This window comes from Legionella brunensis, from assembly GCF_001467025.1.
GTDB classification, from domain to species: domain Bacteria; phylum Pseudomonadota; class Gammaproteobacteria; order Legionellales; family Legionellaceae; genus Tatlockia; species Tatlockia brunensis.
In genome coordinates this window covers 73,902-100,704 of the sequence record NZ_LNXV01000011.1, presented here as the reverse complement: position 1 = coordinate 100,704, position 26,803 = coordinate 73,902, and the positions used below count along the sequence as shown (strand labels likewise).

Below are 26,803 nucleotides of genomic sequence, written 5' to 3'. Positions count from 1 at the left end.
TTTGTGGTCGGATAAAAGACCTTATCATCATTAACGGTCAAAATTATTATCCTCACGATTTTGAATTTGCAGCGATGTCAGCGAGCCCCCACATTCAAAAAGGGTGTGTAATAGCATTTTCTGAAAAAACAGAAGCAACAGAACAATTGGTTTTAGTTGCTGACGTAAAGGCTAATACACCCCCTGAGGCTTATTCTGAGATTGTGGTCATGATGCAAAAAGCAATCTCATCCTCTTTTAATCTCTCTGCAAATGCGATTTATTTGACACCACCCAAAACGATACCTAAAACCACCAGTGGTAAATTGCAGCGTAAAAGATGTGCTGAATTAGTTGAAAATAATCAAATTAAATACCTTTATTGTTATCGCTCTTCGGCAGTGGATGCGAGTGCTGAGGGTATAGAAGAAAATTGGCTAATCGACGTTCTTAATGAACACCCTGACAATAGGAAAATGCTGCTCATTGATAAAGTTAAAAAATTAATCGCAGAAGTATTGAAGATACCTGATATAGCAACTATTGATGAGAAGACTAGCTTATTTGAGTTAGGGGTTGACTCATTAAATGCAACTCAGTTGGCGGATAAATTACAGAATAAATTACTAATCAATATCTCTATGGGGGAATTATATTCGAGTCATAGAATTGACAAATTAGCCGATTATTTATTAAAGAAAATTGAATTGGTATCGATTGAGGAAAAAACTACTAAGAAGTACGATGATTTTCAAGAGAAAAACAAAGAGTTCGAATGTTCATTCCTGCAAGAGGCTATCCTAAATCATTACTCCATTAATCCTGAGCTATCGCAGTATAATTTATTTTCATCGGTATTATTTGGAAGTGATGTTAAACGTGAGGAAGTTTTAAATAAAGTCATAAGTTTTATTGATAATAATGACACATTAAGAATAAAGTTTCTCAGAGAAAATAGTAATTTTAAATTTATTTATACAATTCCATCAAATTATGATTCTTATATTCATTGGATCAAAGTAAATACAACTGATTCGAGAAACGAATTAATAAGAAATGAGGTGTTAAAAAAAATTGATTTAATGAATGATTTATTGTTCAAGATAGTAATTTTTGAATATAACACAGGTGAGCATGAGGTGCTTTATATAGCAAATCATATTATTTCTGATATTCACTCAATGATGATGGCTCAACTAGAATTAAAACAACCTGATAAGGAGGCAAAAGAAAATTATAGTCACGCGATATTTAATAAGGAACAAAAAATAGATTATAGTGAAAAATTCATAAAAGAAATAAAAGAGCTATGGACAAAAAAACTGGAGGGTTTGGATTATCTTAAGCTTCATCAAAAAAATATCAAGCATAATGAAATATTTTCTAGCAAAAAAATACCATTATGTACTAAAGAGGCAATGATGACTCTTACAAGTGATTATCATACAACGGGATTTATTATATGTATGGCACTGATGAGCTTAGTATTGAATGCATTATCTGCAAATGAAAAAATCCAACTATTAGTTCCTTTGAACAAGCGGAAAAACCATCTGGCAAACAGTGCTCAAGGGTTGTTTGTGAACAATTTACTGATGTGTCCTCAAATAGACTGGAATTTAAATTTTAAGGAGTTATGTCAATCTCTTCAGCAAGAATTTATCGATGCTCAAGCAAGCTATTTTCCTATTGAAAAAGTGATCACGGAAATGGGCATAACCCGTAACCATTTTAATCTACCAATCGTTATTGGTTACATGGGGGATTATTCATCTTCCCACCTGCAGTTACAAAATATCGGCTCAACAAATATGGGGCTTGATTTGATGATTTATTACACCATAGATAAGGAATCACAGTGGAACATGTACATTAATTATGTTGACAAAGCATTCAATCCGGAAATTATTTCTCAAATTGGCTCCTGTTTCAGTAAGATGCTAAATAAGGTATTAGCGATCCCCCAAGTAATTAGCTGTGATTTATACCCAGTTTTTTCTTCTAATAAATTATTACATGATTACTACAAATTATTGCAAGAAAAATCAATTGAGATTAAAACTAATATTGAAAGTGATATTATTGGTGACTCTCTGAGACTAATAATTAATGCGGATGATAATTTTTTAAAAATTAGAAGGATCAGTGATGAAAATTCTCTGCTTGCATCAGGAATATTAGGAGAAAAAAAATTAAATGTTTCCATCATTAATATTAACGATATTGTTGGGGATAATTGGGATGCAAAGGACAGAGTTTTGTCACGACTAAAATTGGCCATTGAGCGTTTTGTTGAGCGCGATAATTCTTCTTTTATGATCGGGCTAATTGGAAGTAACGAACTAATAAATTCTCATATAATCAGTAAATTGAAAGAAAAAGTTATCAACTCTAACAAGGATAAGGCAATATTTTTCCAAACAACGGCGTTTGGTGAGGAATATGAGCTTGATTTAATTAGTTTAATTAAAAATATGATGCTCGAAATTTTAATTGAAGTTGAGGTATGATACCTAACGTAGTTGTCAATAATAGCTTTTTAAAGTCGAGATAGAAAGTCTATCGTGATGACGTCAATTTTGCTGATTAGCATTCCTTTTTGATGCCATATCTAGATTCTGATAAACTTAAATTACAGTTATTGCAAGGGTTCTGTATTAGCTGCTTGGGCTTGATTAAACTAAAGCTTAGCCATTATGGAGGCTAATTGTTATGGACGATTTTAGTATTCAAGAAGGATTCCCAACGTTCATTACGCTTAAGAAAAATGCAAAGCCCCATAATTGGAGGCACTTGCTTGTCAATAACCTCTCTCAAATCAGACAACTATTATTGAAAAATGGCGCTTTCCTTTTTCGAGATTTCCCATTATCTACTGTCGAACATTTCACTGACTTTATTAGCACAATAAATTTAGGCAATTTTGTAAACTATATTGGTGGTGATAGCCCGCGAGATAAAGTAACTCACAAAATTTATACTTCTACTGAAGCGCCGCCTAATATTTATATTCCTTTGCATCAGGAACTGTCATATTTGCAAACTTACCCCCAACATATTTATTTTTTCTGTGAAGTTGCACCAAAATTCCAAGGGGAAACAGTGATTGCTGATGCGCGAAAAATTTTTCAGGCATTAAACCCGGATGTGGTAACACGTTTTCAAAATAAAAGCGTGACCTATATTTCCCATTACTATCGAAAAAGTAAACTGATGGAGTGGATCAATTATTTGGCTCGCTCACATAAATCTTGGATTGATGTTTTCGAAACCGATCAAAAACAAATAGTAGAAGCATTCTGCCAGTCTAACGAAATTAAATGGAAATGGCTTAACGGGGACTGGATTGAGATAAAGCATACAAGGCCTGCGCTACTGCAACATCCCATTACGAAAGAAACAGTTTGGTTTAACCAGGCTCATCTTTATGACTTTAATGTCAAGCTTTTAGGACTATGGAGGTTTCTTGCGGTAAAATTAGTCTATTTTCGTCGCCTAACTCGCTTGCATGAAGTAACTTTTGCTGATGGAAGTACAATACCACACCAAGATCTTTATCACATACTTGATGTATTGGAAGAACATACGGTGCCCCATCCTTGGGCAAAAGGTGATGTAATGATTTTAGATAATGTACTTACGATGCATGGTAGGTCTACATTTAAAGGCAAGCGTAGGATTCTGACTGCATTAACAACTTAACTTCTTTTTATTCCTGCATGTAGTTATGAAACTAGACTTCCTACTTCAATGTTAAAATGCTCTAATTTTTCTGAAAGTGTTAATGAACTTTCTTTTCGTCCATATTTAGAGAAAAATTGACACCAAGCGTTCTCCAGTAGTTCTTGTTTTTCAGAGGTAATTTTGGAGCGTGCATTAAAGAAATGTTCTTGTAACTGCTGATTTTCTTTACGAAGCTTTGCCCTTGACAGAATTGCCTCGAGATCTGCAGCTTGTTTTCTTTGTTCAAATTTTTCTACCCGTTCGCGAAATGGATTTTGGATAGGAGCTTCATTTGCTGGTGACTCAAGTTCGTCACTTAAAATTAAGTCCTCGTTATTATAAATTTCATAAACCACACCAAGAGCCCCATTGCGACCTATTCGCCCTGATTTTTGAATAACAACTCTACCGAGACCGGGTTTGGCAATAATACCTACATCAATATCTTCAAAATCAGTTCCGCGACTCCCTGCGGCTGTTGTTAACGTAATCATCTGTTTTTCACCTGCACGAGCAATGATTGTTTCCTCGTCTGGGCGAATTGCTGCAGCCTCTGGAGCGTGAGTGTCATCAAGGATTTGTAGATGGCTGGATAAAGAGTCGCCTGAAAAATTATGCTCAAGCAAATAATTATAAAAATATTCGCATTCTGTGATGGTATTAAAAAACACGATAGTTGATTGCTGATTGTCATGGGCGTTGCGTAAGGCCTCAACAATTTTTGCAAAATGCTCTTCCTCTCCTTCCACGTAAATAGGTGGGAACCGATAAGAGCGATTGAAACAGTCAGTTGGCGTTCCGGCAGGATCAGTCTTGTCAATAATTTTTGGCCAAGATGCGCCTTCAGCAAGTTCTCTTTGCGCTCTAGGCATTTTTACAACTAATTCAGAGTGGGCTAGAGCTTCAATTTGCTGTTGTACGTGGGGTTCACCCAATGTGGCCGTAAATGCACAGCGTGAAATGAAGTTTTCTTCAAGGTAGGTAGCAATATCGCCTTCGGCAAGTACTTGGGCTATTCCAGGAACTTTAATAGCAGTGTGGCCATTTTCTTTTTCCCAAGCTGCTACACATTGATGTACGCCGTCACTCCATTGCGATATTTTATCAACTCGTCCAGTGGTATCTTTATGCACAAGATAAACGATTTCTTCTAAACCTTCTTTTTCTACCACATAATCTTGTTTTTCCTGGTATTGCATTGCTGTAACGGCTGCTTTTATCCAGAAATCGAGGTTTTCATCGGTGGCTAAATTTTCTTGTTGATAATAAGTTGAATCTTTTACAGCATCTCTAACAATTTGACGATGCTTGGTAGGATCTGGGGTTTGGGCATTGACGAGTTGGGTACGAACAGCCTTGTTTAATAAAATTAAAAATTGAATACATTCCTTACTCGCTTCTTGGCTATTCTGTGAGATTTGCATTGTGGAGTTGGCGTGTATATCAATCACCACGTTATCCACTTCATCGATAATAGCAACTTTATTTACAGGGTTGTCATTTTTATTGTTATTACGTAATTTTGCTAATCTTTCTTCCAAGACTGCACTGGCAATGTCTATATAGTGGATGTTGCTTGTGGCAATATCATCATTAGAATTGTTTTTATTAGTGACTTTAAGTTGTAATAGTGAGGCCAAAGTTTGTAATTTATCAGAAGCTTTTTCTGCTAAAACTTCATTATGTGTGAGTACATAGACCGGGTTACCATCCAGCGCCTTTAATAAAGTTATCAATTGGATAATTAAAGTTTTCCCTTCGCTTGTATCTACCTGGAATAAAGTGTCTTTTTTAAGCGAAATTAAAACGGAGACTAATTGCTCTAATCGTAGCCATTCACCCGCAGCATTTTTTTCTGAGCGTGATAAACGATAGTGTGTTTCGCGTAATAAAGCTAAGCGCTCTTCCAGAGGAAGATCTCGTGCATTTTTTAGAGCACTGTCTAACTCATCTGAGTTCATTGAATGGTATTTTCCAATTAAATTATTTAACTCAGATATTTGCTTTGAAAGCTCGATTTTCATCGATTCGCTTAATGACAATTTTTCGAGCAGTTCCCTGACATCACTATCCGTATGCTGTTTACTAGCGATATATTTTTCTTTGGCTCTAATTGGATAGGCTTCATTGGCTAAGCCATCTGGAATGTAGGCAGAGGATTGAGATTTGTTTTTTCGTGGTAGGCTTAAAGCAAAATTCTTAAGGGTTTCCCAGTGTGCACTGACGGATTGTTTTAAATGATGAAATTCAGTCTGATGAGTTGTATCTTGCCATAAACTTTCACAGGAGTTGATAGAGCTTTGGGTTATTTTTTCCCATTCGTTTAAAGCAGTCTCAACGGCACTTGGATCAACATTGAGGGCAACAAAGCGTAAATATAAGGCTCGATAGTAGAGCACATCATCTTTACCAGGTAGGGTAGAGGAATACACTGTATTTTTAAATTCTTCTGCACCGATGATAAAAGGGTTAACCAACTGGGGAAATTTAGCGTTAAATTTTTTTCGCAGACTCGCATTCGCGACGTAAGAGCTATCGAAACACATGGAGCGATGTACAAAGCTATAACCAGCTCGCAATTGTGCCTTGGAAATAGCAATGTCTAATGGCATGGAATCAAAAAATTGGGCTTGCAAGCGCTGCATGCTTTTGTTTTTCTGTGTCAAGCTAATGCAGTCTAAATAGCCTTTTAGTTGAGCAATGGGCTCCTGGTAATCGGCAATATAGTTGCCTTCAGGTTTTTCCTTGGGTAAGGGTATTCCCTGGGCTTTAAAAAAATCAACGAAACAAAATAAGCCTTTGCACAATTCTTCAAAATCATAATAGCTAAGTTCGTGAGCTTTTTGCGCAGTGAGATGGCCAAACCATTTTAATTCTTCGCTAGTTAATTTTGTCAGACGCGAAAAATATTCCATGTAAAGAGGGTGATCGAAGGCTTTACCTGAATTTATACGCGTTAGATGGTGATAAAGGAAAAAGTATAGTAAAGAATTGTCATCTTCAGAAAACCAGTTAGAGTAAGTAGTTGTTTTGGAGTAGCGAAATGTAATAGGTTCAAAGATTAAAAGAGTATCAAGTATTTTTAAAATTTGACCAGAATGCGCTGATTCACTAGCAATTAAGATTAATGCTTTGAAGACCTGTTCTTTTTTGTGCGTTTCAAAAGCAGGGAATATGTCATTATCCAGTCTGCCAAGAAGTTCTAGTTGGGCTTGAGACGGCGTGATTTTTAGTTTTTCTAAGGCTTGTAAAAATTCCTCTTTTGTCGCGCGGCCTTTTGTTTCATAAACTCCATCAACAGCAAAATTAGTTCTTGGTGCATTAAATAATGAGGAAGCGGGATCTATCATTAAATGAGCATCTGGGAGGTTTTCTAGCTGCCATAAACGGTAGTCGGGACTGTATTTAAGCGTCCAGGTTTCATTGTTGCGATCGAGAAAAAAACCTAAGGGCAAAATGTCTAAATCGTGGGTTGTTGCATGTCCACGAATGGAGTTTTCACCAAGAAGTAATATCTTTTTAGCTTCTTCGGTAACATACATCTTAAACTTAGGATTGTATTTTGATTCTCGGCTTCCAGCTTCTGATAGAAATTGTTGTTCGCCTTGGTGGTTATTAAAATCTTTTATAGCGTCTTCTAAGGCACTTAACCACAATGCTGTATTGATATGCTTCTCGCGCAAAATATTCCAGAGTTTATATCGGTCGTGAACCATTGAGGAGTCAGTCCACTGTGTACTGTCAGTTTGATGAGCTAGTCTTGTCTTCTTATCGATTGTTTTATTTTGCTGAACACCAAGTGTTTGTTGTTTAATTTGAAATTGGTCAATTTGTTGGTGTAAAGACAAATGGGTTTTCCAAATATTTAAGTGTTTGGGAAAAGTATGTTTTGCTGTTTTAGATTCTTTGGGTAATGGTAGAGGTTCCTGAATTGATATCCCCCTTTTGAGAAGTTGGTTGGGGGTAAATTTTTCTCGTAGAGAGTCGGGATGTGGTTTAGTGTTTTCACCGTCTCCCTGAATGCCTTCTTGCAGGAGTTGTGCGATTCGCATTGCTTCTTGAGCATCAGTGAGTGGTGCACTATTAAAATTAGAAGTTAAGTCAATACTCTTTTTAAGCCAGAGTAGAATTCGATGCCCCAAGCTGTAAGAAATAACTTCTTCACGGGGATGTTTTTGCGCGTAACTTAAATAGTGATAAGCTTTGAAATTGCTTTGGGCAGACAGTAGTAGGTTGCGATCAATTCTTCCTGATTTAATATATTTTTGCATCTGTTGATTAGATCGAGTCACCAAATATTCTGCCAATGACTGGCCGTCGTCAAAAGTGTATTTCCATATGTTGGCTGGTTCAAAAAAGCCATCATTGGCAAAACTTAGCCAATATTTTAATTTTGAGCAATGGATATCATCTTCTGTTAATGAGGATTTGACTTGATATTCAATATATTTTTGTAAGCCACTTTGTATGAGCCAAGGAACGAAATTTCCCAGAAAGACAGCAGTCAGACTACAGCCAAGAATAATGCTCATAGGTATGAAAAAACCTAGACTCAGCAATGCCGTGAAACTAAAACCAACGACAGCAAAACTAAAAAATAAGCCTGTAGTAAAGCCTAATGCAAGAGATAAAAGGGTTTTACGCATAGGAAGACAGAAGAAGTAAAAAAAGACAAATATTATACAGTTTTGATTTAAAAGAAACAATGTCCTATAAGGCATCTAATTACCGTGATATTGAATCAGGGTTCGAATTGTGATGAGTTTTGGACTCCGCGGTCTTTGACGCGGAGATTCGTCCTCATTATCGAATTCTGCAAAAATCGCGGGATCTTGTGACTTCCAATGTGATGGGTAATGAATTGAATCTAATGTTGGGGGTTTAAGATTCAGTTTCTTCGGTTTTCTTGTCCTGCATTTTAGAGATGACCTCATCAAGCGGTGTAAATGATAACGCTAAAGACAATAATGAGGCCCCTGCGCCAGTTGCCAGCGCTTCAGGGAAGGTTGCATGGCTAAAATAATCAGCAATAACCGTTCCTCCAAAGGCAACAAAGGCTACCCCAAAACGAGAGGTTTGCAATTTGACCAAACTTCCAAATGAAAAGAGTAGGCCAATGAGCCCCGCACCCAACCCTGTTATAAGGGCAATTTTCCAATGATCCACTGTAAGAGCGCCTAAATTACCCTTTGTCATTGAAATAAGGCAGGCTGTTGTAGATTGAGATATATGACGAATAACAATTGCAGATCGGACTTTGATGTTTGATAGAATATTCATAATGTCATCCGTGTTATAGATTTTATGGTCCTCATTCTCAAAATCTTGGATTTATAGATATATATTAGATGCTATCTTGTAAACTTCAAAAATTTAATACTGTTGTTTCTCCAAAAACTTTCCATTAATTGGGTAATAAATCTTTATTAATTAGGATTTTTCCAACGTTTGACGACATCAACATCAATATCAAATAAATCGAGCACACGCCCCACACTATGGGTAACGATATCATCAATTGTTTGAGGTTGGTTGTAAAAAGCAGGGACAGGAGGAGCAACGATAGCGCCAAGTTCCGTTACTTTTTTCATATTTTCAAGATGTCCCAAATGTAATGGTGTTTCACGAACTAGCAAAACTAACTTACGACGTTCTTTTAAAACGACATCAGCAGCCCGGGTCAGTAAATTAGAGGTTGTGCCGCAAGCAATACTGGCTAAGGTTCGCATGGAGCAAGGGGCGATTATCATTCCTGCTGTTTTGAATGAGCCACTTGAAATTGAAGCTGCAATATCATTTATATGATAGGAAATATTAGCTAATGCGGATAATTCATTGGCTGATAAATTGGTTTCGAAGGCGCGCGTCTGTTGAGCTGCTTTGGAAACTATAAGGTGGGTTTCATAATCTGTTTTGGCTAATAACTGTAAAAGGCGAATGCCATAGACGATTCCGGATGCTCCTGAAATACCTACAATAATACGTTTCTTTTTCATTCGTTAGATACTCAGATTGATATTGGATACATTAGAGACTGATTTTTGCGATCTCAAAAGCCTATTATATCTTAGAATGTAAGGATAATTATACCAAGTTAGGACAGTCCCTAACTAATTAGGTAAGGATATCCCTGGGGTGAAAACAGAATAACCCCTTAATACAGAAAGATTGAACTATGATAGATTGAAATCAGTGCATAAAGAGCTAAAGGGAAAATTTTTATCAGAGTCTTAATTTTCATTTCATAATCCTTACCCTAGAATTACTGTCGTTATAATATTCAAAAACTATGCCTATTTTTAGGTCTGTTGGTATTTCTACTAGCTGCAAAGCTAGCGAAATGTCAACAGACCTAGGTTTAAGTTAGAGAACAATATTAGGTAGGAAATTGATTAAATGAGTTTTTGCAGAAATCTTTCAAATCTGGGTTTATAAAAGTTCTCTTTGTCCCAGGAGATAATGACTGTTTCTGCTCGACCAATAATTTGCTGACGAGAAACCAGACCAAAGTATCTTGAGTCGGCACTATTGTCGCGATTATCCCCCAGCATAAAAAATTGGCCTTGTGGGATTTTAATCGGACCAAATGAGCGTAAGGCTGGTTGTGAGGGCAGCGCCATTACGGCATGTGATAGGTTGGTTAATTGTTCAGTTGCAAAAATGGCTAAATTGCGTTCCTCTTTCGAGAGATTGGCGGTGTTTGACGCAATAGGAGTATAGGCAGCAGGGTGTCCATTCACAATTAAAACATTATGCTTCATTTCGATGGTATCACCCGGGGTGCCCATGACTCGTTTAATCAATCGCTGCCCATCACCAGGCTTATTAAAAACGACGATATCTCCCTGCTTTGGATCTGACCATTCAGTAAGATGAATAGTTGTATAAGGAATTTTCAGGTCGTACGCTAATTTATTCACAAAAAGTAAATCACCCACATAGATGGTGGGTTCCATAGAGCCAGAGGGGATGCGATTCCAGTCCGCAATAGCAGAACGTGCAGCGAATAAAGCAAAAATTAATAATGCAAAAGAACCCCACTCTCGCAAAAGTGATTTGAATTTTAAAGAAAGGTTTAATTTCAAGGCATCCTTCTTGCTATTTATTTGCATTTGAGACCTGGATATTGACGAAAAAATTGGAGCCTAGAATATCACGGGTAAAAAGGAAGAAACAGAACGTTATGCATTTAGAGTACTTCGGTAACTAAGAAATCTATTTGAATACTATCATTACTAATAAGCAGAAAAAGGTGGGACATGATCATGAAATCGACATCACTTAATCAGATCTTGTTAAAAAATGAGAAGCAACTGGGTAATAAAGTTTATTTAAGACAACCACGAGAAGGTCAGTGGCATGAGTTAACTTGGAGCATGGTGATACGCCAAGCAAGACAAGTCGCACGTTTGCTGCAGGATATTGGGCTTAGCAAAGGTGATCATGTGGCAATTTTTTCAAAAAATTGCGCTGAATGGTTTATTACAGATTTTGGGATTAGCCTCGCTGGTATGGTGAATGTTCCGTTATTCGCTAATCAACATCAAGACAGTATAAAGTTCGTTTTGAATCATGCTGAAATTAAATTGGTATTCATCGGTAAACTGGATGATCATCAACGAGTTCGCAGTTATATTCCAGCGGAATTGCCCTCTGTTAGTTTTGATTACCATCATGATCTTAATACCACTCATCGGTGGGCCGATATTCTTAATAAAGAACCCATGCAGGAAGTAACAGATTCTTCACCAGATGATTTATACACAATAATCTATTCATCAGGTACCTCAGGGCAACCTAAAGGTGCAGTTTATACTCATGGGACAATTGCTAATTACCTTGAGTTATTTCCTGAAGATATTGGACGTATAAAAGTACTTGAACATTATCATCTTATGTCTTATCTACCCTTGGCCCATGTTTATGAACGCTCTGCGATAGAATTAGGTAGTGTCACTATTCCTTGTGATGTTTCTTTTGTAGAAAGTCTTGATAAATTTGCTGACAACTTAAGAGAAGCGCAACCTACTTTTTTTACAGCAGTACCGCGAATTTGGGGAGTATTTCAACAAAAAATTGAACAAAAACTACCTCCCAAAAAGCTTAATTTTCTTCTTAAATTGCCCTTAATATCGAGTTTGATTAAAAATAAGATTAAACATCATTTGGGTTTAAATCGATGTACCAATTGTTTCTCTGGTGCATCTCATTTACCTGTTTCTATTCTTGATTTTTTTGATAAGCTCGATATAAAAATTCAAGAAGGCTATGGCCAAACAGAAAATTTAGCCTATGCGACATTTTCTATGCTTGGGAATCGTCGTCCGGGTTATGTGGGAACCCCGAGGCTTAAGGTTGAGTTGAAATTGGGGGGAGAGAGTGAGTTGATGATTAAATCACCTTGCTTGATGAAGGAGTATTATAAAGATAAAGAAGCTACTGATGCTGCATTGACTAAAGATGGCTGGTTATACACCGGTGATATTGCTGAGTTAGATGAAACTAATAACGTTAAAATAATAGGCCGTCTTTCTGAAAACTTTAAAAATCAGAAGGGTGAGTTTATTGTGCCTGCACCGATTGAGAAGCGATTTGCTACAAATTCGGCTATTGAGCAATTATGTATGGTAGGACGCGAACTACCCAATAATGTTTTGATTATTACCTTAAGCGAATTAGGTCGTAATCGAAATAAAGAAAATATCAAACAAGATTTACAAGAAAATTTGCGTAAAATTAATAGCGAATTGGCAAATTATGAAAAAATTAGTCATGTTATTGTCTTAAATGATTCCTGGACCCCTGAAAATGGTTTGTTGACCCCCACTCTTAAAGTGAAAAGACGAACTGTGGAAGAAAACTATCGTGACATTATCAAAAGGGCGATTACACAACATAACACTATTGTTTGGGCCTAGGCTCTAATTAGGCTATTCTGCAAAACAGGCAGCCTAATTATTTTGATTTTCTATGTTGATTGAGTATTCTGAACTGGAGCCCGTATAAATGCTGCTAAATGCTGCGCATTTTACGGGATATAAAGGCATTTTTATGCCATTTATGTCGAATTCACGTTATTTGGTTTTGTACTGCTCAGAATATTTATTAGCCAAGTCTTTGGCTTGTTGTAATTGATCAGGAGTTAATGTTTTTTCAAGCTCATCCCGTGATTTACTGGAATCAGTAAATCCATTAGTGACAGCTACACTAAACCATGCATAAGCCTCAATTGGATTGGCTGTTACTCCTATACCATCACGATAAAAAACACCCATTTTATTTTGTGCTCTACCATAGCCTTGCTCGGCTGATTTACGTATCCAACTAACTGCTTGTTCTAAATTTTTGGTGACTCCATCACCATAAAGGTACATATCACCTATGTTAAACTGGGCATTGGCATTGCCTTGATCGGCACTTTTTTGATACCAATAAGCAGCCTTTTGTAAATCTGCTGTACCTGATTTACCAGTGTCATAAAAATAGCCTACTTCAAGCTGGGATTTGGCATGTCCTTTATCGGCTGCTTTTTGGAAATATTCGAAGGCTTTAGATTCATCTTTTGACACGCCTTCACCATATTTATGCAAAAGACCAAGGTTATATAAGGCACCAGGATTATCCATGCTCGCAGCTTTTTGATACCATTTGATGGCTTCATTTAAATCTTTCGGCACGCCTGTACCTGTATCATACATAAATCCGATAGATAAGGCGGCTTCAGAATTGCCTTGCTCTGCTGCCTTTTTATACCATGACATCGCGGTTTCATAATTTTGAGGTACTCCTGTTGCATGATCGTACATGTAACCTAGAGCATATTGTGCATCGGAGTTATTTTGAGCAGCTGCTTTTTCATACCATTGCAATGCTTTGCTATATCCGTCTGGCGTCTCTTGATACCAATAAAATCCAGCTAGTAATACCTGGGCATCGACATTTCCCTGATTGGCTGAAGCCAATAATAGCTGCTCGGTTTTATCAGGATTATAAGTGACTCCTTCTCCGTTATAATACATTTTACCAAGTAGATATTGTGCTTTTGCATCCCCTTTGGCAGCTTCTTCAGAGAGTAGAAGAAATGCTTTCTCGTAACGTTTTTCGTTATAAGCTGCCTCGCCTTCCTGGGTGGTGGCATATACTGAGTTTAGTAATAGGGTACCCATTGAAATGGATAAGATGTATTTTTTTATGTCCATGATATAAACCTTATACTAAATTGTTCTCGTTTATAGTATATATGCAAGCCAGATTTTTGCGCGACTTTTAGTTAATTATTCCCTATTTTTCATCATCATAACAGTGTTTACTGTAAATTTTTTAAAAAGTTTTTTCCCTGCATAGAGCCTGTTTTTCAGTCTATTGCCTGTTTTTTATCCTATATTTAAATCAACAAGTAAGTTGATAAAGAACAGGGAATAGACGTGCCTAATTTAACCGCTGACAATATGCGTGATTACTATGATTTTGAGGTTGCTAAGGAGGGCGAGGCGATTACTGTTCTAGTAGGAAGCAAAAAATCAACCGATACAGATCCTACTCATCCTGCTTCTATTGTATTTAAACAAGGGTTGGGTGCTCGTAAGGATCTTGATGCCTCATTAAAGCTGCAAGGAAAAGCGCCGGGATTTTTGCCAGTTATTGTTGCAGGAGAGGACTTCTTTATCCGCGAAGCTTACCCGAATAAACTAGCAACGAAATGGTCAGATGTTAAGGGACAGTCGAAATCCTTACTAAGTCAGGCTATGAATTTATCTTTCGCGATGCTTGATGCAGGAGTAATTGATCGCGATCGTAGTGTTGTGAAAGGAATGGGTGATAATATCGTTGCTAGGAATGTGGTAATTAGCGATAAACTCTATTTTTTTGATTTTGAACCAGAACATATTATTGATTGGAGCAAAGAGTTAACGGTTGCTGATGTCGGCGCGATAGAACTTTGGAAAACAACTCATGAAAATCTTATTAAGGCTATGGCTATCAACTTAGGTTTAAGTGGCCAGGTTGAAACTTTATTAATCGGCTTTAGGGAAACTGCTGGGAAGGTTATGGCAAATAAAAGTGAGCAAGCGGCAAAAATTTGGCATGGTCTTGTGAATCCTAAGGTAGATGTTGTCTCGGAATATCAACCGCCAGAGTTTTTAGCGACTCCTGTTGTTGCTTCTAAACGTGCATCGCTGCCTCCAGTGAGCATAACACCTAGTCCTAGCCTGACTGAGCCTACAGTCGAGGCTATTTTTGCACTAATGAAGGATTTTTATGCCGCAGCAAATAGCCGGTCTGCATTTTTTCAGCCTTCCACGGAAGCCATAATTGATAAAATGGCAAGAGTAACTCATCGAGTCAATAACAGACACGGTACAGCTTATGACACATTAGAAATGATGATTAATAAAGATTCCGATCCGATGTTTAGAAGGGTAGCTGCTAATTTACTGGAAGGCACCAAGGTATATTTAGACAAGGCTTACAGTAAGCAATTGCATGATAAAGATGAATTGTGGGAAAGGCCAAAAGGGCCTTGGGGTTCCTAGGAACTAGTAAAAAGTTATTGATCAAAATTCATATTTTATTTAAAATGCCCAAATTGTAAAAAAATGAGTCATTAGTGCTATGTGATTCATCCATCAGACGGGGTTGCTGTGCCATTTTTTACTCAAATCGATACTCGTAAATTCGCAGAAAAAATCAAAGAAAAAGCAACGTATATTATAGATTCTCAGCTTTTTGAAATTCCAGAAACACCCCTCCTTGCAAGCTATGAAGACCCTTATGCTGAAGTTCGCTTAATATCAGAGGACACAATAAATGGACTTAAGAAAGTATTAGATGACATTCGCAAGTTAATTACACGAGATGAAGCTGATGTATCAGCAATTAGTATTGCGCTAGAAGAAGAGAATGAATTACCAGAGCTGCAAAAAAAGTATAAATCCATTTTGTTAACTATGGGTAATCAACCTATTGAAACAATATTCCGAAAATGTGCTCAATTTCAGAGCATTATTATGATCGGTTTGTTACAACCGGTCATTTTAAATGAGGTAGTATTAAGATTAAATGATGATTTTCTTCCTTTCCTGGAAGATATTCTGTCAATCATTGAAATCATGAAAGGATTGGGTCCAAATGACCCCATACTCTTTTTACCGCAATTTTGCCAAGCAATGGTATTGAAGCAAGCGGCAATCGTTGATCAAAAGAAAAAAACATTACTACATGAAGGGGAAGTGCTAACTGAAAATCAGGTCGTTTGCCCATTCACTAGGAAAAAAATAGCAATTGATGCTTCATCAAAATCAGAAAAGCGCGCTAAAGATTTGGTTGCTATCTATATTGCGCTTAGCAAATTAGCTGACCTAGATGAGATAGATGATAACAATTCAATGAGCAATTTTTTAGCGTCGCAGCCTAAAAATTATTTGCAAGAAGCCAATAGAACATTAATCCAATATTTAGTTTCGCCACAGCAATTCGATTTTACATTTAAAGAGTCTCAATTCTTAGCAGATATAGGGACAGTGGAAGCTGCCAAGCAGGTGAAGAGTCTTTATGAGCGTTATACTCATTTATGGCATGAAGAGAAATCTTTTGATGAAAATGCTTTAGACATACTCATTGATTACAACAAGCAAAATTGGTTTTCTCCAACTTTAGGTTTATTTTTTACTGGTCATTGGAATCGCAATCACCATCAAATAGTGTCTGCTTCTATAAAGAGTCTGCAGAAAGAAGAGGCTAATATTAGTTTTGTATTAGAGCAACTTGAGATGGAGATGAAAAAGAATCCGAATTTTAATGCGCAGGGTTCACTGATGCGTCGTCTTGAGTTTATCCGCTATCAAGGCCAATTCAAAGAAGTGGTACCAGAGGAATTACAAAATCCCAAGTCATATTTAAATTTGGATATATAGATCATTTAATGAGCGTTATGATTTAGATTGTCGTATTCCAAATGGTGTCTTAATCACCATTCTATTTCTTTATTTGCTAACTTTATTAATAATGACTGTGTTTCATGAATGCGTTCTTCTGCTGCAGTACTATCCAGGGTAAACCTCAAGCGAGTAGGCCCATCCATTTGATAGCGTTTAGCATGTAGTTGAATGAGATTAATCAATATTGCGGGATCAATTTGGGGTTGATCAGTAAATTCAAGTTTGCCATTTTGCTGGGCTACGTTAATTTTATTAATGCCCAATTTAGTTGCCAACAATTTAAGTTCCGTGACTAACAAAAGATTTTTAGCAGGCTGTGGTAATAAGCCAAAGCGGTCAATCATTTCAATTTGCAGATCACGCAATTGTTGTTTATCTTTGGCATTCGCAATCCGTTTATACATAATTAATCGTGTGTGGATATCAGCAATATAATCCTCAGGAATAATTGCGCTTAATCGTAAGTCAATATCAGGCCCTTGCTGCATAGGAGTTGCTAATTCAGGGGTTTTCCCGGCTTTTAAGTCGCTTACTGCTTTATCAAGCATTTCCATAAATAGGCTAAAACCGATTGCTTGCATGTTGCCGCTTTGCTCTTCCCCTAATAATTCACCCGCCCCGCGGATTTCTAAATCGTGCGTGGCGAGTGTAAAACCTGCGCCTAAGTCTTCTAGAGAAACAATGGCCTCAAGACGTTTGACGGCATCAGGGGTTAATAATTTTTCATTAGGAGTTAACAGATAAGCGTATGCTTGGTGATGCGAACGCCCCACGCGGCCACGTAATTGGTGGAGTTGCGCTAAACCAAATTTGTCAGCTCTATCAATAATAATGGTATTGGCTGTCGGAATGTCGATGCCGGTTTCAATAATCGTTGTGCAGACCAGCACATTAAAGCGGTGATGATAAAAATCAGACATAATCCGCTCTAACTCACGTTCATGCATTTGTCCATGTGCGCCACGTACTTTAGCTTCTGGTACCAGAGCTTGTAAATCCTGGCTAACTTGTTCAAGGGTTTGCACATTGTTGTGAAGAAAATAAACCTGGCCACCCCTTAAAATTTCCCGCAGCATTGCTTCACGGAGAATATAGTCATTTTTTTCTTGCCAAAATGTTTTAATGGCTAATCTTTTTGCAGGAGGAGTTGCGATAAGAGAGATATCGCGGATGCCTGCCATAGCCATGTTTAGAGTCCTGGGAATAGGGGTGGCTGTCATTGATAAGATATCAACATGGGTACGTAATGATTTGATATGTTCTTTTTGTTTGACACCAAAGCGATGCTCCTCATCAATGATGAGTAATCCTAGATTTTTAAAGGTAATGTCTTTGGAAAAAAGTTTGTGTGTTCCAATTACAATATCAATCTGCCCACTTTTTAAAGACTCAATAACTTTTTCGGATTCTTTGCCACTACGAAATCGTGAGAGTAGTTCAATATTCACGGGAAACTCGGCAAAACGGTCGCGGAAAGTTTCGAAATGTTGAGCAGCAAGTAAGGTAGTAGGGACTAAGATACAAACTTGTTTGCTATTTTGAACGGCAATAAAAGCAGCACGCATGGCAACTTCAGTTTTCCCAAAACCGACGTCTCCGCAAATCAGTCTATCCATTGGACGGGGCGATTCCATATCTTTAATGATTTGTTCAATTGCCTTCAATTGATCCGTTGTTTCAGCAAAAGGAAAGCCGCTGGCAAAGCGTTGGTAATCGCTAGGATGAAATTGGTAAATATAGCCTGGTTTGGCTTCACGCTTGGCATAAACTTCTAATAAGTGGATAGCGACATCATGGATTTTTTCAGCTGCTTTTTTCTTTTCTTTTTGCCACTGATCAGTCCCCAATTTATGGAGGGGCGCGTGTTCACTATCCATGCCTGTGTAACGACTGATCAAATGAAGTGATGTCACTGGGACATAAATTTTATCATCGCCGGCATAAGCTAATACAAGAAACTCATTGAGAGTGCCATTACTGTCTAAAGTTTTAAGTCCTTTATAACGACCTACCCCGAATTGTAGGTGAACAACGGGGGTGTCTATCCGCAATTCTGCTAAATCGCGAATAATCAAATCAGGATCGACTGTTTTTTGCGTGCTACGACGTTGAGGTATAGCTTGCTCACCAAATAATTGCGCTTCCACAATAATACTGATTTGCTGATCAATTAATTCAGTACCATAAATGAGAGGGCCCGTAGTAATGTTGACCGAAGAGGTGTCATTGAGAAAGGCTTGCCAAGAGGGCTGGATTTTAGGTGTTATGGTGGCCTGTTTCAGTAAATCCAGAAGCACTTCCCGTCTTCCAGCGCTTTCAACAACCATTAAAAAGCGTTTGTTCTTATTATCTAAATAGGTACTCAATTTTGTAAGCGGGTTTTCTGCTTGACGCTCAATTGGTAAGGAAGGAGCTTTATCAACATTAAAATTAAGTACCGCCCCTTTCTTTTCAACAGGTTGATGGTAACAGCGAAGCTGCTGGTATTTATTGGCGTAAGTGAGTAGTTCCGTAGGTGTTAGAAAGCAGTGATTCGGCTTAAGAATGGGGCGGGTAATGTCATAACTTCGCTGCTCATAACGTGTTGTAACTTCTTGCCAAAATTGCTCAGCCTGCTCAGAGACTTTTTCAATGAGACATACATTGGCATCTGCGGGTAAGTAATCAAAAAAGGTAGCTGTCTGTTCAAAAAATAAAGGCAAATAGTATTCAATTCCTGAAGGGTACTGGTTCTCGCTGACTGCCTCGTAAACAGGGCATTGACTAGGGTTGCCGGCAAATTGTTCTCTAAACGCACGACGAAATAAAGTGATACTTTGTTCATTCAATGGAAATTCGCGGGCTGGTAAAAGCTGAATCTCGGCAATTTTTGTGATTGTGCGTTGTGACTCAGTATCAAATTGACGCAAACTATCGATAACATCATCAAATAACTCAATGCGAAAAGGGATAGTGCTCCCCATGGGATAAATATCGATAATTGCCCCGCGAATGGCAAACTCTCCATGTTCTAATACCTTGTTTACACAGTAATAGCCTGCTTCCTGCAACTGATGTCTGAAATGTTCTAGGTTCAGTGTTTGGCCTTCTTTGAGCATTAAAGCATGATGGTTTAAAAATTGTGATGGACACAAACGATGCATTAATGTATTAACTGAACTAATGACAATGGCGTTTGCCGCTTGTTGTAGGCGGCTTAAGCTTGCCAATCGTTCGGAAATAATATCTTGGTGAGGGGAGAATTGGTCGTAAGGCAGTGTTTCCCAATCTGGGAAAAACAATAATTCTGGTGAAGTTTCTTCATCACTTAAAAAAAAACGCAATTCCGCCAGAAGCTGTCCGGCACTTAAATTATCAGGGGTAATTAACAGTTTAATTCCTGATTTTTGCTGACAAAACTCAGCGATTGCTAGTGGAAGACTGCTGCCATACAACTGGCCCCATGTCTGTTTTTTATCAATTTTAGGAAGATTGAGGATAAGTTTGGCCATGGAGTGAACGTGTGTCTATAAACTGCAAGGGGCGTTAGTATACTATAAAATAGCCATGGCTTCTATTCTTGGGGTTTCGCCCTAACCTCTAGATAATTAAAACATTTTTGTAAGTTTGCGACGATTCTGGCAGGGGCGGCTCTTACCCGCCCGAACGAGATGGATTATTCAGGAACACAAGAAGGATTGCAATTATTAGGATTAATGCTATTTACATCACAGGCATTCTTAGCTAAAGCATTTGCTTGTTCTTGGGTTGGTGCAAAAAACGACCAATTCTGTCCCTTCAGGTTGCTAACTACGCAATGCCAACGGCCAGCTGCTACACCATTATCATAGCAATCAGGATTACAGTTGTTAGGATTAATACTGTTAACATCGCAGGCATTTTTCGCCATTGATTGGGCACCTTCTTGAGTGGGGGCTGTAAAAGTCCAGTGTTCGCCGCGCTTGTTGGCCACGTTACAAACCCAGTTGGCGTTTGCCACAAATGTAACCAAAGATAATGCTGTAACAAATTCAGCGATAGTTCTAACTTTCATAATATTTCCTTATGGCTATGAATTTTAAACTGTCGCATACGAATAACAATATTACAAGACTGCTACGATTGGCTTGATAAATACTACCAATAATTCCAATATTTTTTTGTCAATCAAATCTGCTGCTTAAGATTTTACAAAAAAGTAGTTCCTATTCTAGTCTCAACGAACTGTGTGGGGTATTTATTTGGATCAAATGTGCAAAATATAACCATTTGGTTATACTTTAAGAATCTTTGCTATGCGGGCAAGATGTATGAAGTTAAAATTTAGTTGTAACCAGAATGGTGTAGAAATTTCATTTTTGTTGACGGATGCTCCGTTATCAGTAAATCGCAATGATTATAATGGTTCTATAGAGGATAAGGATGACCTTTCCATTCAAACATGGAGCGATGAGAAGGGGGTTAAGATTTTATCTGTGCAAGCGGCCTTTTATAATGCTGAGCCACAAAGCATTGCAAAATTGCTTCTAGAGGCATATGAAAAAAAAGAAATGCCCAATGAATTTGAAGCTCTTATTCATGAAGATGAAATTGGATTATTATTGAACAATCAAAAACTCTTAGAACTTGAAGAAAAAATATACAAAAAATACCCGCTTCTTCTAAAAAAAGTACAAGAACTGGAAAAGACCATAGCTAAAATTACAGAGAAGGATTTTACTCTCGACTATTCTATCCCTGAAGCAAGGATTCTTATAGAGAGAAGAGATAATCTCAAAGGGGAAATTATAGCATTTCAAAAGGATATTACAGCTATCGCGAATGGAATTTCTGAGCATCCTCAATTGATTACTGACATTATATCGGCCTCAAATCAACAAATCGGTAACCTTAACCAATACACGGAAGAGAATCTAGACGCTAATATTAGTAAAAAAAATGCATGGATGGAGCAATCCATTATCCAAGAAATAGAAAGCTTAAGAGGGACTCTACTAAGTGCTGAAGAAGTAGGATCACGAAATAAAAAAGATACTTTGGCAAAATTTAGGTTCCTAAAAGACTTACCAGAAGTAGTGACTGACTCCCAGAAGAAGTGGTTGCTTAATTTGGACAAGGAGGTGGTAGAAATAAAAACAAAGCAATTAAAAGACTTATATAGTCTAGGTTTGTTAACTAAGACAACGCAAGAGCAAATATTGGACTACAAGCCTATTACAGATAAATCCTGTGATGCACGATTAAATACCACCTATACTTTTTTTACTCAGGATGCCAAAAGCAAAGCTTCACGTGAATTTTGGACTTTATGTTGCAATGCAGTAGAAGAAAATATAGGCACCCAAATAAAACAAAATGAACCACTAGAAAAAGTATTAAAGTATGCCGCCTTAATAAGAGGTAAGATAGCAGGGATACGACATGAATCAGAGGAAACTCGTTTTGGCACCCCAAGAACAGAAGTTATTAATCAGGATGGATATTCAAATGATAACAGTATATTGGAGAGTGTTATTGCTAACGCGGCTTTTGTATCACTGTCAGATGCACTGATCTTGCAAAAGAAACTTGATGGCAATCCTAAAGAGTTGTGTTTAAAATCACCTGTTATCCTGGGGAATGGTGAGAAAATTTATCTTCCTGAAGAAAAATTAACATTAATTTATGATTCTAACAATCTTCTGGCTGCTGTAAAGACAGAATTCCAACCCCCAGCAAGTGCGGTTACTCCTAGAGCTGAAGCTCTTAGGTCATGGCAGAATTATTACCTTCATAATAAAAACTTATCCCCTGAGGAATTGTTAGAGGGAGTAGGAAAGCTCGCATTTATGTTATCTCGATATTACAGCTTTGAGAGAGGAACAGGGGGTACGACTCAATGGATCGTTAGAGGAATTGTACAACAAGCATTTGGCATTGATCTTAAAGACATTACTTTAGGTGCTCCTCAGGATGAACCTAAAAATGGTGCCCCCTATGATGTCTATTCTCATGTTTGTGATGATGCAGATTTTTATGCCAAACAATTTTGTAAAAAAGTAGGAGAGGTACAGTATAGCGCTAATTATGTGGAAAATCTACAGACTGAGTATAAAGTATCCAATATTTGACGAAAAAAGTAAATTTTAGCCTCTTTGCTGTTCGATCATGTAGCCTCTAGCACTGTTTTCAATAGTGTTTAACCAATAATATTCCTAAAGCTCGCGTGAGTGAAAACCTTGTGCTAAATATAAGTCTCCTTTATATGAATATTATTCTAAGCTTAACTTTGTAGGTGTTTTGAAATCCCTGGAGTATTTAATTATGAGTTTAACTTTATTAAAGCTGGAAGACATTAAGCAATGCATCACGATGAAAGAAGCCATAGAAACAATGGAAACTGCTTTTATACAGTTAGCTAAACATGAAGTTGTCATGCCGCTTAGAACGCCTATTCCCATAGAAAAGGAAAACGCGTTGACCTTGACGATGCCTGCCTATATACCAGCACAAGAAGCTTTGGGGCTAAAAGTTGTTTCTATTTTTCCTAATAATGCCAAGAAAGATCTCCCTAATATTTTTGGAACCATTCTGCTTTTAGACGCTAAAACAGGACAAATAGAAGCCATTATGGAAGGAACTTATCTGACAGCCCTTAGAACTGGAGCCGTCTCAGGTTTAGCAACGAAATATCTTGCAAGAGAGGATGCACAGCATTTAGCAATTATTGGTTCGGGTGTCCAGGCTGTGACACAACTTGAAGCTGTTGCTGCGGTACGAGATATTCGCCGCGTATCGATTTGGTCACGAAATAAGAAAAATGCCGATTCATTTGCTGAGGCTATACGCGATCACTTTGATGTAAAAACTTACAGAGATGTGAAAGCTGCAGTAAAAGAGGCAGATATTATTTGTACTGCAACAGGCAGTACAGAACCACTTATTCACTTAAGCGATATTAATCCTTCAATTCATATTAACGCCATAGGCTCTCATACCAAAGAAATGCGAGAGATTGCTAATGATGTTTTAAAAAAAGCTTTGGTTATCGTCGATGAGAAAAGAGCTGTACTTAAAGAAGCAGGCGAAATTATTCATGCCATTGAGAATAAAGCATTGACGAAAACCAGACTTAAAGAATTAGGGGATATGATTCAAAAAAACACAGATTATTACAAAAAACGGATGACCGTTTTTAAATCTGTAGGCCTTGCAATTCAAGATATTGGTATTGCGCAAACGGTTTATCATAATGCAAGAGAAAAACGGCTCGGTTCAAAATTTGAACTCTAAAAGGTTGATAGGTAATTACTTTGAATAATGCCCTCTACTAGGTTAAGCCAAGGTAACTCACAATATAACTGGTAGCAAAACCTGCTATCAGACCAAATAAATGCCCCTCCCAAGACACTCCTTTTTTCCCAGGGAAGATTCCTAAAAAAATCCCGGCAAAATAATAGAGGCTTATAATTCCTAAGATAATTGCGGTAACGGTACCTTGTTGTAAGATATCACTGACCAACAATCCCCAATATCCTGTAATCAAAGCACTGGCTCCGATATGAATTCCTGGTTTGGCAAAACACCAGATTAAAAAACCACTAAGGATAGTAATAAACACAGTCACATATAAAAAGTATGTCAATCCATTGATCAAAATAAAATTACTTAATACCAGTAGTGGGATTGAGTTAAAAAAAAGATGATTGAAATTTGCATGCAGCAGTGGAGAAAATAGGATACCGCTCAATCCATAAAGTCGTCTTGGAATAATACCTAAATAAAGCAATCTATTGTTAAAAAAAAGATTAAGGAAATATACTAGCCACGGTATGCACAAAATAATAATAAGGATATTCGTGTTTGCCCGAGTTTGTTGAATGATGACGGACAAACTGTTATTAATTTCCTCAAGCATATAAATTCCTTTTAATAGGCATCACTGATTTAAATTCGATGTAGGTTGTGTGGTTTTCTGAACTATTTTGTTAGTTGCAGGTACTGCAGTAATTACTCGTAAAGGTACAAAAAGAAGTGGATCGACCAGTGTTTGATTCATGACCATTGACCAATGCAAATGAGGACCAGTTGCTCGGCCGGTCATTCCAACTGTACCTACTGATGCACCTTGTTGCAAATGATCGCCAACTTTGACATCGATGCGTTTTAAATGTGCATAAAGAGAAAACACGCCCATGCCATGATCCACTATTACAGTATTGCCCGTGAAAAAATATTCTTTTGTGCTGACTACATTTCCTTTCGCAATGACATGAACTGGGGTATCTTGAGGTGCGCCAATATCTAAACCAGAGTGAGGGGGCCAGGGTAGATTATTATAGAATCGCTTTAAGCCAAAAAGACTTGTAATAGGGCCGTGTGCAGGTGCTTTAAAACCTTCGATAAAGGGATTATTAGGCGTAAATTGCGAATATATAGCTGTCATTTCTTTGTTTTCTTGATCGATGCGTATTTTGTCTTCAGCGTAGGGGTTAGCAAGACGCTCGTCTTTAATGGTTAAATATTGCGTTGCATAATATTTATCGGTGACATGAAACGGAATAGACATGCGATAAGGCTTTGTCATAACAAGGTTTTGAATGGACTGTTGTTTATCCAAGGGTATCCCAACAAGAAGTAACCATTGATTAGGTTTTGAACTGGGGATAACTGCGATTTTTTTGTTCTCGAAATAAACCTCAGGCTTTTGTTTGATATCAATTGGAATAATAGTAACACCACCATTGACTGAATGATTTTCAGGCAGTGTATTGGCAAATAAGCTATGTGCTACTAAAAAGAGCAGTGCAGCAGTTAGTAAAGATTGATACCCAAGTCTTTTAGATATGAAATAATCCTTCATCATTTATTCCTTTTCAATTACTTCGCAACTTAAGGTTCCTTGTGCCAGGCGTACATTTACGATATCACTTTTTTTTACTTGTGAAGTACTAAAGATAATTTTTTTATTAAGTGTTGCTATCGCATATCCTCTTTCCAGTGTAGCTAAGGGGCTGACGGCATGCAATGTAGCCAGCTTCGCTGTAAAACGCTGTTTTAATCCATTTAATTTAGTTTTGATATGTTGGGTTAAATGTTGTTCAAGAGAAAGAATTTGACTTCGTGATTGCTGCAGCAAAGCATTCGGGTTTTGGGCATGTAATTTGGTGAGTAATAAGTTGAGGTGATTATTTCTTTTGCTGACCAAACCATACATGGATTGGTAAAGCTGCCGCTCTAAAAAATCAACTGATTGCCAATGCTTGGCAATCAATTGTTGCGGCGACAAAATTTTAGCCATCCGATGGGATAGTAAAAGTTGTTTGTGCTGTGTAAAGCGGCTAATTAAGGAAATTATGCGCCGTTCGAATGTTTGTAATGCAGCAGCTAATTCAACTTGATTTGGTGTGACTGCTTCGGCAGCAGCAGTCGGTGTAGCGGCTCTTAAATCGGCAACAAAATCTGCGATAGTAAAATCAGTTTCGTGGCCAATTCCGGTCACAATTGGTATTTTGCTTTCGCTTATCGCCATAGCCAATTGTTCATTATTAAAAGCCCATAAATCCTCAATGCTACCGCCTCCTCTGGCTAGAATTATGACCTCGGCTTGATTATCCCTATTCGCTTTGTGAAGCGCTTTAATCAGTTGCTGTGGTGCCTCTTTGCCTTGTACTTCACTTGCATACACTTTTACCGAAGCCAAGGGATAACGTCTGGCCAAAGTAATCAGGATATCTTGTAGTGCAGCACCATTTGCTGAAGTAATCACGCCGATGAGGGATGAAAAACGAGGGATTCTTTTCTTTTTTTCTGCTGCAAATAATCCTTGAGCTTGGAGTTTGGCTTTCAATTCTTCAAATTGCCGATAAAGTTCCCCTAAGCCTGCTTCGCTTAATGAATGTACAATCAGTTGATAATCGCCTCTAGCTTCATAAAGGCTTAATTTCCCTTTTGCTAGGACTTGTTGTCCATCTTTGAAATTTTTACTTTCTGCGGAATGATGGTTACGAAAATAAACACATCGCAACTGAGCTGTCGCATCTTTTAAAGTAAAGTAGAAATGGCCTGAATAAGGTTTACTTAAATTAGATAACTCGCCCATGACCACTATCTCACCAACTTCATTTTCTAGCCAGAAACGGATTTGGCGATTAAGTTGGCTTACAGTGAGTGCTGATGAATCCTGTTGCATAATGCTAAGTGGT

General features: G+C 37.6%; 17 protein-coding genes. 7 read left to right on the top strand and 10 right to left on the bottom strand.

From position 1 onward, the window contains the following. The first annotated feature begins 11 nt into the window (after nt 1–11). Together Lbru_RS07310 and Lbru_RS07305 are read left to right on the top strand one after the other, a co-directional pair. The gene (locus tag Lbru_RS07310) at nt 12–2,489 is read left to right on the top strand and encodes a condensation domain-containing protein (RefSeq protein WP_420795317.1); all 2,478 of its coding nucleotides are present in this window, start codon (nt 12–14) and stop codon (nt 2,487–2,489) included. A 202-nt stretch (nt 2,490–2,691) separates the two neighbouring features. Beyond that, on the top strand, nt 2,692–3,681 hold the full coding sequence (locus Lbru_RS07305; RefSeq protein WP_058441533.1) for a TauD/TfdA family dioxygenase: 990 nt from the start codon (nt 2,692–2,694) through the stop codon (nt 3,679–3,681). A 23-nt stretch (nt 3,682–3,704) separates the two neighbouring features. Here Lbru_RS07305 and Lbru_RS07300 read toward each other — a convergent pair whose 3' ends face one another. The 4 genes from Lbru_RS07300 to lepB all read right to left on the bottom strand — a co-directional run bounded on the left by Lbru_RS07300 (nt 3,705) and on the right by lepB (nt 10,787). After that, nucleotides 3,705–8,348, bottom strand: a complete 4,644-nt coding sequence (locus tag Lbru_RS07300) for a helicase-related protein (RefSeq protein ID WP_058441532.1) — start codon at nt 8,346–8,348, stop codon at nt 3,705–3,707. Nucleotides 8,349–8,583: 235 nt separating this feature from the next. After that, entirely contained in the window at nt 8,584–8,982 is a 399-nt protein-coding gene (locus Lbru_RS07295; RefSeq protein ID WP_058441531.1) for a hypothetical protein, read from the bottom strand. Between the two features lie 146 nt (nt 8,983–9,128). Next, the gene (locus Lbru_RS07290) at nt 9,129–9,698 is read right to left on the bottom strand and encodes a UbiX family flavin prenyltransferase (RefSeq protein WP_058441530.1); all 570 of its coding nucleotides are present in this window, start codon (nt 9,696–9,698) and stop codon (nt 9,129–9,131) included. Between the two features lie 396 nt (nt 9,699–10,094). After that, nucleotides 10,095–10,787, bottom strand: coding sequence for a signal peptidase I (lepB, locus tag Lbru_RS07285; RefSeq protein WP_202967544.1), 693 nt, complete (start codon nt 10,785–10,787; stop codon nt 10,095–10,097). A gap of 180 nt (nt 10,788–10,967) precedes the next feature. Here lepB and Lbru_RS07280 point away from each other — a divergent pair, with 180 nt between their 5' ends. Then, a complete protein-coding gene (locus Lbru_RS07280; protein WP_238583846.1) occupies nt 10,968–12,620 on the top strand; it encodes an AMP-binding protein in 1,653 nt (550 codons plus the stop codon). 156 nt (nt 12,621–12,776) lie between these two features. Here Lbru_RS07280 and Lbru_RS07275 read toward each other — a convergent pair whose 3' ends face one another. Next, complete coding sequence (locus Lbru_RS07275; RefSeq protein ID WP_058441527.1) at nt 12,777–13,901, bottom strand: SEL1-like repeat protein; 1,125 nt, start codon at nt 13,899–13,901, stop codon at nt 12,777–12,779. A gap of 225 nt (nt 13,902–14,126) precedes the next feature. Between Lbru_RS07275 and Lbru_RS07270 the strand changes: the two genes are divergently transcribed. Further along, nucleotides 14,127–15,236, top strand: coding sequence for a hypothetical protein (locus Lbru_RS07270; RefSeq protein WP_058441526.1), 1,110 nt, complete (start codon nt 14,127–14,129; stop codon nt 15,234–15,236). A gap of 108 nt (nt 15,237–15,344) precedes the next feature. Continuing rightward, entirely contained in the window at nt 15,345–16,616 is a 1,272-nt protein-coding gene (locus Lbru_RS07265) for a DUF5617 domain-containing protein (protein WP_131793456.1), read from the top strand. Nucleotides 16,617–16,669: 53 nt separating this feature from the next. Here Lbru_RS07265 and mfd read toward each other — a convergent pair whose 3' ends face one another. Beyond that, nucleotides 16,670–20,131, bottom strand: coding sequence for a transcription-repair coupling factor (gene mfd, locus Lbru_RS07260; protein WP_058441524.1), 3,462 nt, complete (start codon nt 20,129–20,131; stop codon nt 16,670–16,672). A gap of 164 nt (nt 20,132–20,295) precedes the next feature. Next, nucleotides 20,296–20,673 (bottom strand): hypothetical protein, encoded by a 378-nt coding sequence (locus tag Lbru_RS07255; RefSeq protein WP_058441523.1) that lies wholly within the window; start codon nt 20,671–20,673, stop codon nt 20,296–20,298. A gap of 256 nt (nt 20,674–20,929) precedes the next feature. Here Lbru_RS07255 and Lbru_RS07250 point away from each other — a divergent pair, with 256 nt between their 5' ends. Next, nucleotides 20,930–22,729 (top strand): hypothetical protein, encoded by a 1,800-nt coding sequence (locus tag Lbru_RS07250; protein WP_058441522.1) that lies wholly within the window; start codon nt 20,930–20,932, stop codon nt 22,727–22,729. A gap of 193 nt (nt 22,730–22,922) precedes the next feature. Further along, nucleotides 22,923–23,891: an ornithine cyclodeaminase family protein gene (locus tag Lbru_RS07245; RefSeq protein ID WP_058441521.1), complete on the top strand. Its 969-nt coding sequence runs from the start codon at nt 22,923–22,925 to the stop codon at nt 23,889–23,891. 37 nt (nt 23,892–23,928) lie between these two features. Here the strand turns inward: Lbru_RS07245 and Lbru_RS07240 are convergent, their stop codons facing one another. The 3 genes from Lbru_RS07240 to xseA are packed head-to-tail and all read right to left on the bottom strand — an operon-like array spanning nt 23,929 to nt 26,790. Then, the gene (locus Lbru_RS07240; protein WP_058441520.1) at nt 23,929–24,516 is read right to left on the bottom strand and encodes a rhomboid family intramembrane serine protease; all 588 of its coding nucleotides are present in this window, start codon (nt 24,514–24,516) and stop codon (nt 23,929–23,931) included. Between the two features lie 21 nt (nt 24,517–24,537). Then, nucleotides 24,538–25,464: a peptidoglycan DD-metalloendopeptidase family protein gene (locus Lbru_RS07235; RefSeq protein WP_238583845.1), complete on the bottom strand. Its 927-nt coding sequence runs from the start codon at nt 25,462–25,464 to the stop codon at nt 24,538–24,540. Next, nucleotides 25,465–26,790, bottom strand: coding sequence for an exodeoxyribonuclease VII large subunit (gene xseA / locus Lbru_RS07230; protein WP_058441519.1), 1,326 nt, complete (start codon nt 26,788–26,790; stop codon nt 25,465–25,467). Nucleotides 26,791–26,803 lie beyond the last annotated feature (13 nt).

Bases quoted from the DNA above. Each gene is read 5' to 3' on its own strand.
- Lbru_RS07305 (WP_058441533.1), top strand. From the start codon at position 2,692: ATGGACGATTTTAGTATTCAAGAAGGATTCCCAACGTTCATTACGCTT.
- Lbru_RS07300 (WP_058441532.1), bottom strand. From the start codon at position 8,348: ATGCGTAAAACCCTTTTATCTCTTGCATTAGGCTTTACTACAGGCTTA.
- Lbru_RS07295 (WP_058441531.1), bottom strand. From the start codon at position 8,982: ATGAATATTCTATCAAACATCAAAGTCCGATCTGCAATTGTTATTCGT.
- Lbru_RS07290 (WP_058441530.1), bottom strand. From the start codon at position 9,698: ATGAAAAAGAAACGTATTATTGTAGGTATTTCAGGAGCATCCGGAATC.
- Lbru_RS07280 (WP_238583846.1), top strand. From the start codon at position 10,968: ATGAAATCGACATCACTTAATCAGATCTTGTTAAAAAATGAGAAGCAA.
- Lbru_RS07275 (WP_058441527.1), bottom strand. From the start codon at position 13,901: ATGGACATAAAAAAATACATCTTATCCATTTCAATGGGTACCCTATTA.
- mfd (WP_058441524.1), bottom strand. From the start codon at position 20,131: ATGGCCAAACTTATCCTCAATCTTCCTAAAATTGATAAAAAACAGACA.
- Lbru_RS07255 (WP_058441523.1), bottom strand. From the start codon at position 20,673: ATGAAAGTTAGAACTATCGCTGAATTTGTTACAGCATTATCTTTGGTT.
- Lbru_RS07250 (WP_058441522.1), top strand. From the start codon at position 20,930: ATGAAGTTAAAATTTAGTTGTAACCAGAATGGTGTAGAAATTTCATTT.
- Lbru_RS07245 (WP_058441521.1), top strand. From the start codon at position 22,923: ATGAGTTTAACTTTATTAAAGCTGGAAGACATTAAGCAATGCATCACG.
- Lbru_RS07240 (WP_058441520.1), bottom strand. From the start codon at position 24,516: ATGCTTGAGGAAATTAATAACAGTTTGTCCGTCATCATTCAACAAACT.
- Lbru_RS07235 (WP_238583845.1), bottom strand. From the start codon at position 25,464: ATGATGAAGGATTATTTCATATCTAAAAGACTTGGGTATCAATCTTTA.
- xseA (WP_058441519.1), bottom strand. From the start codon at position 26,790: ATGCAACAGGATTCATCAGCACTCACTGTAAGCCAACTTAATCGCCAA.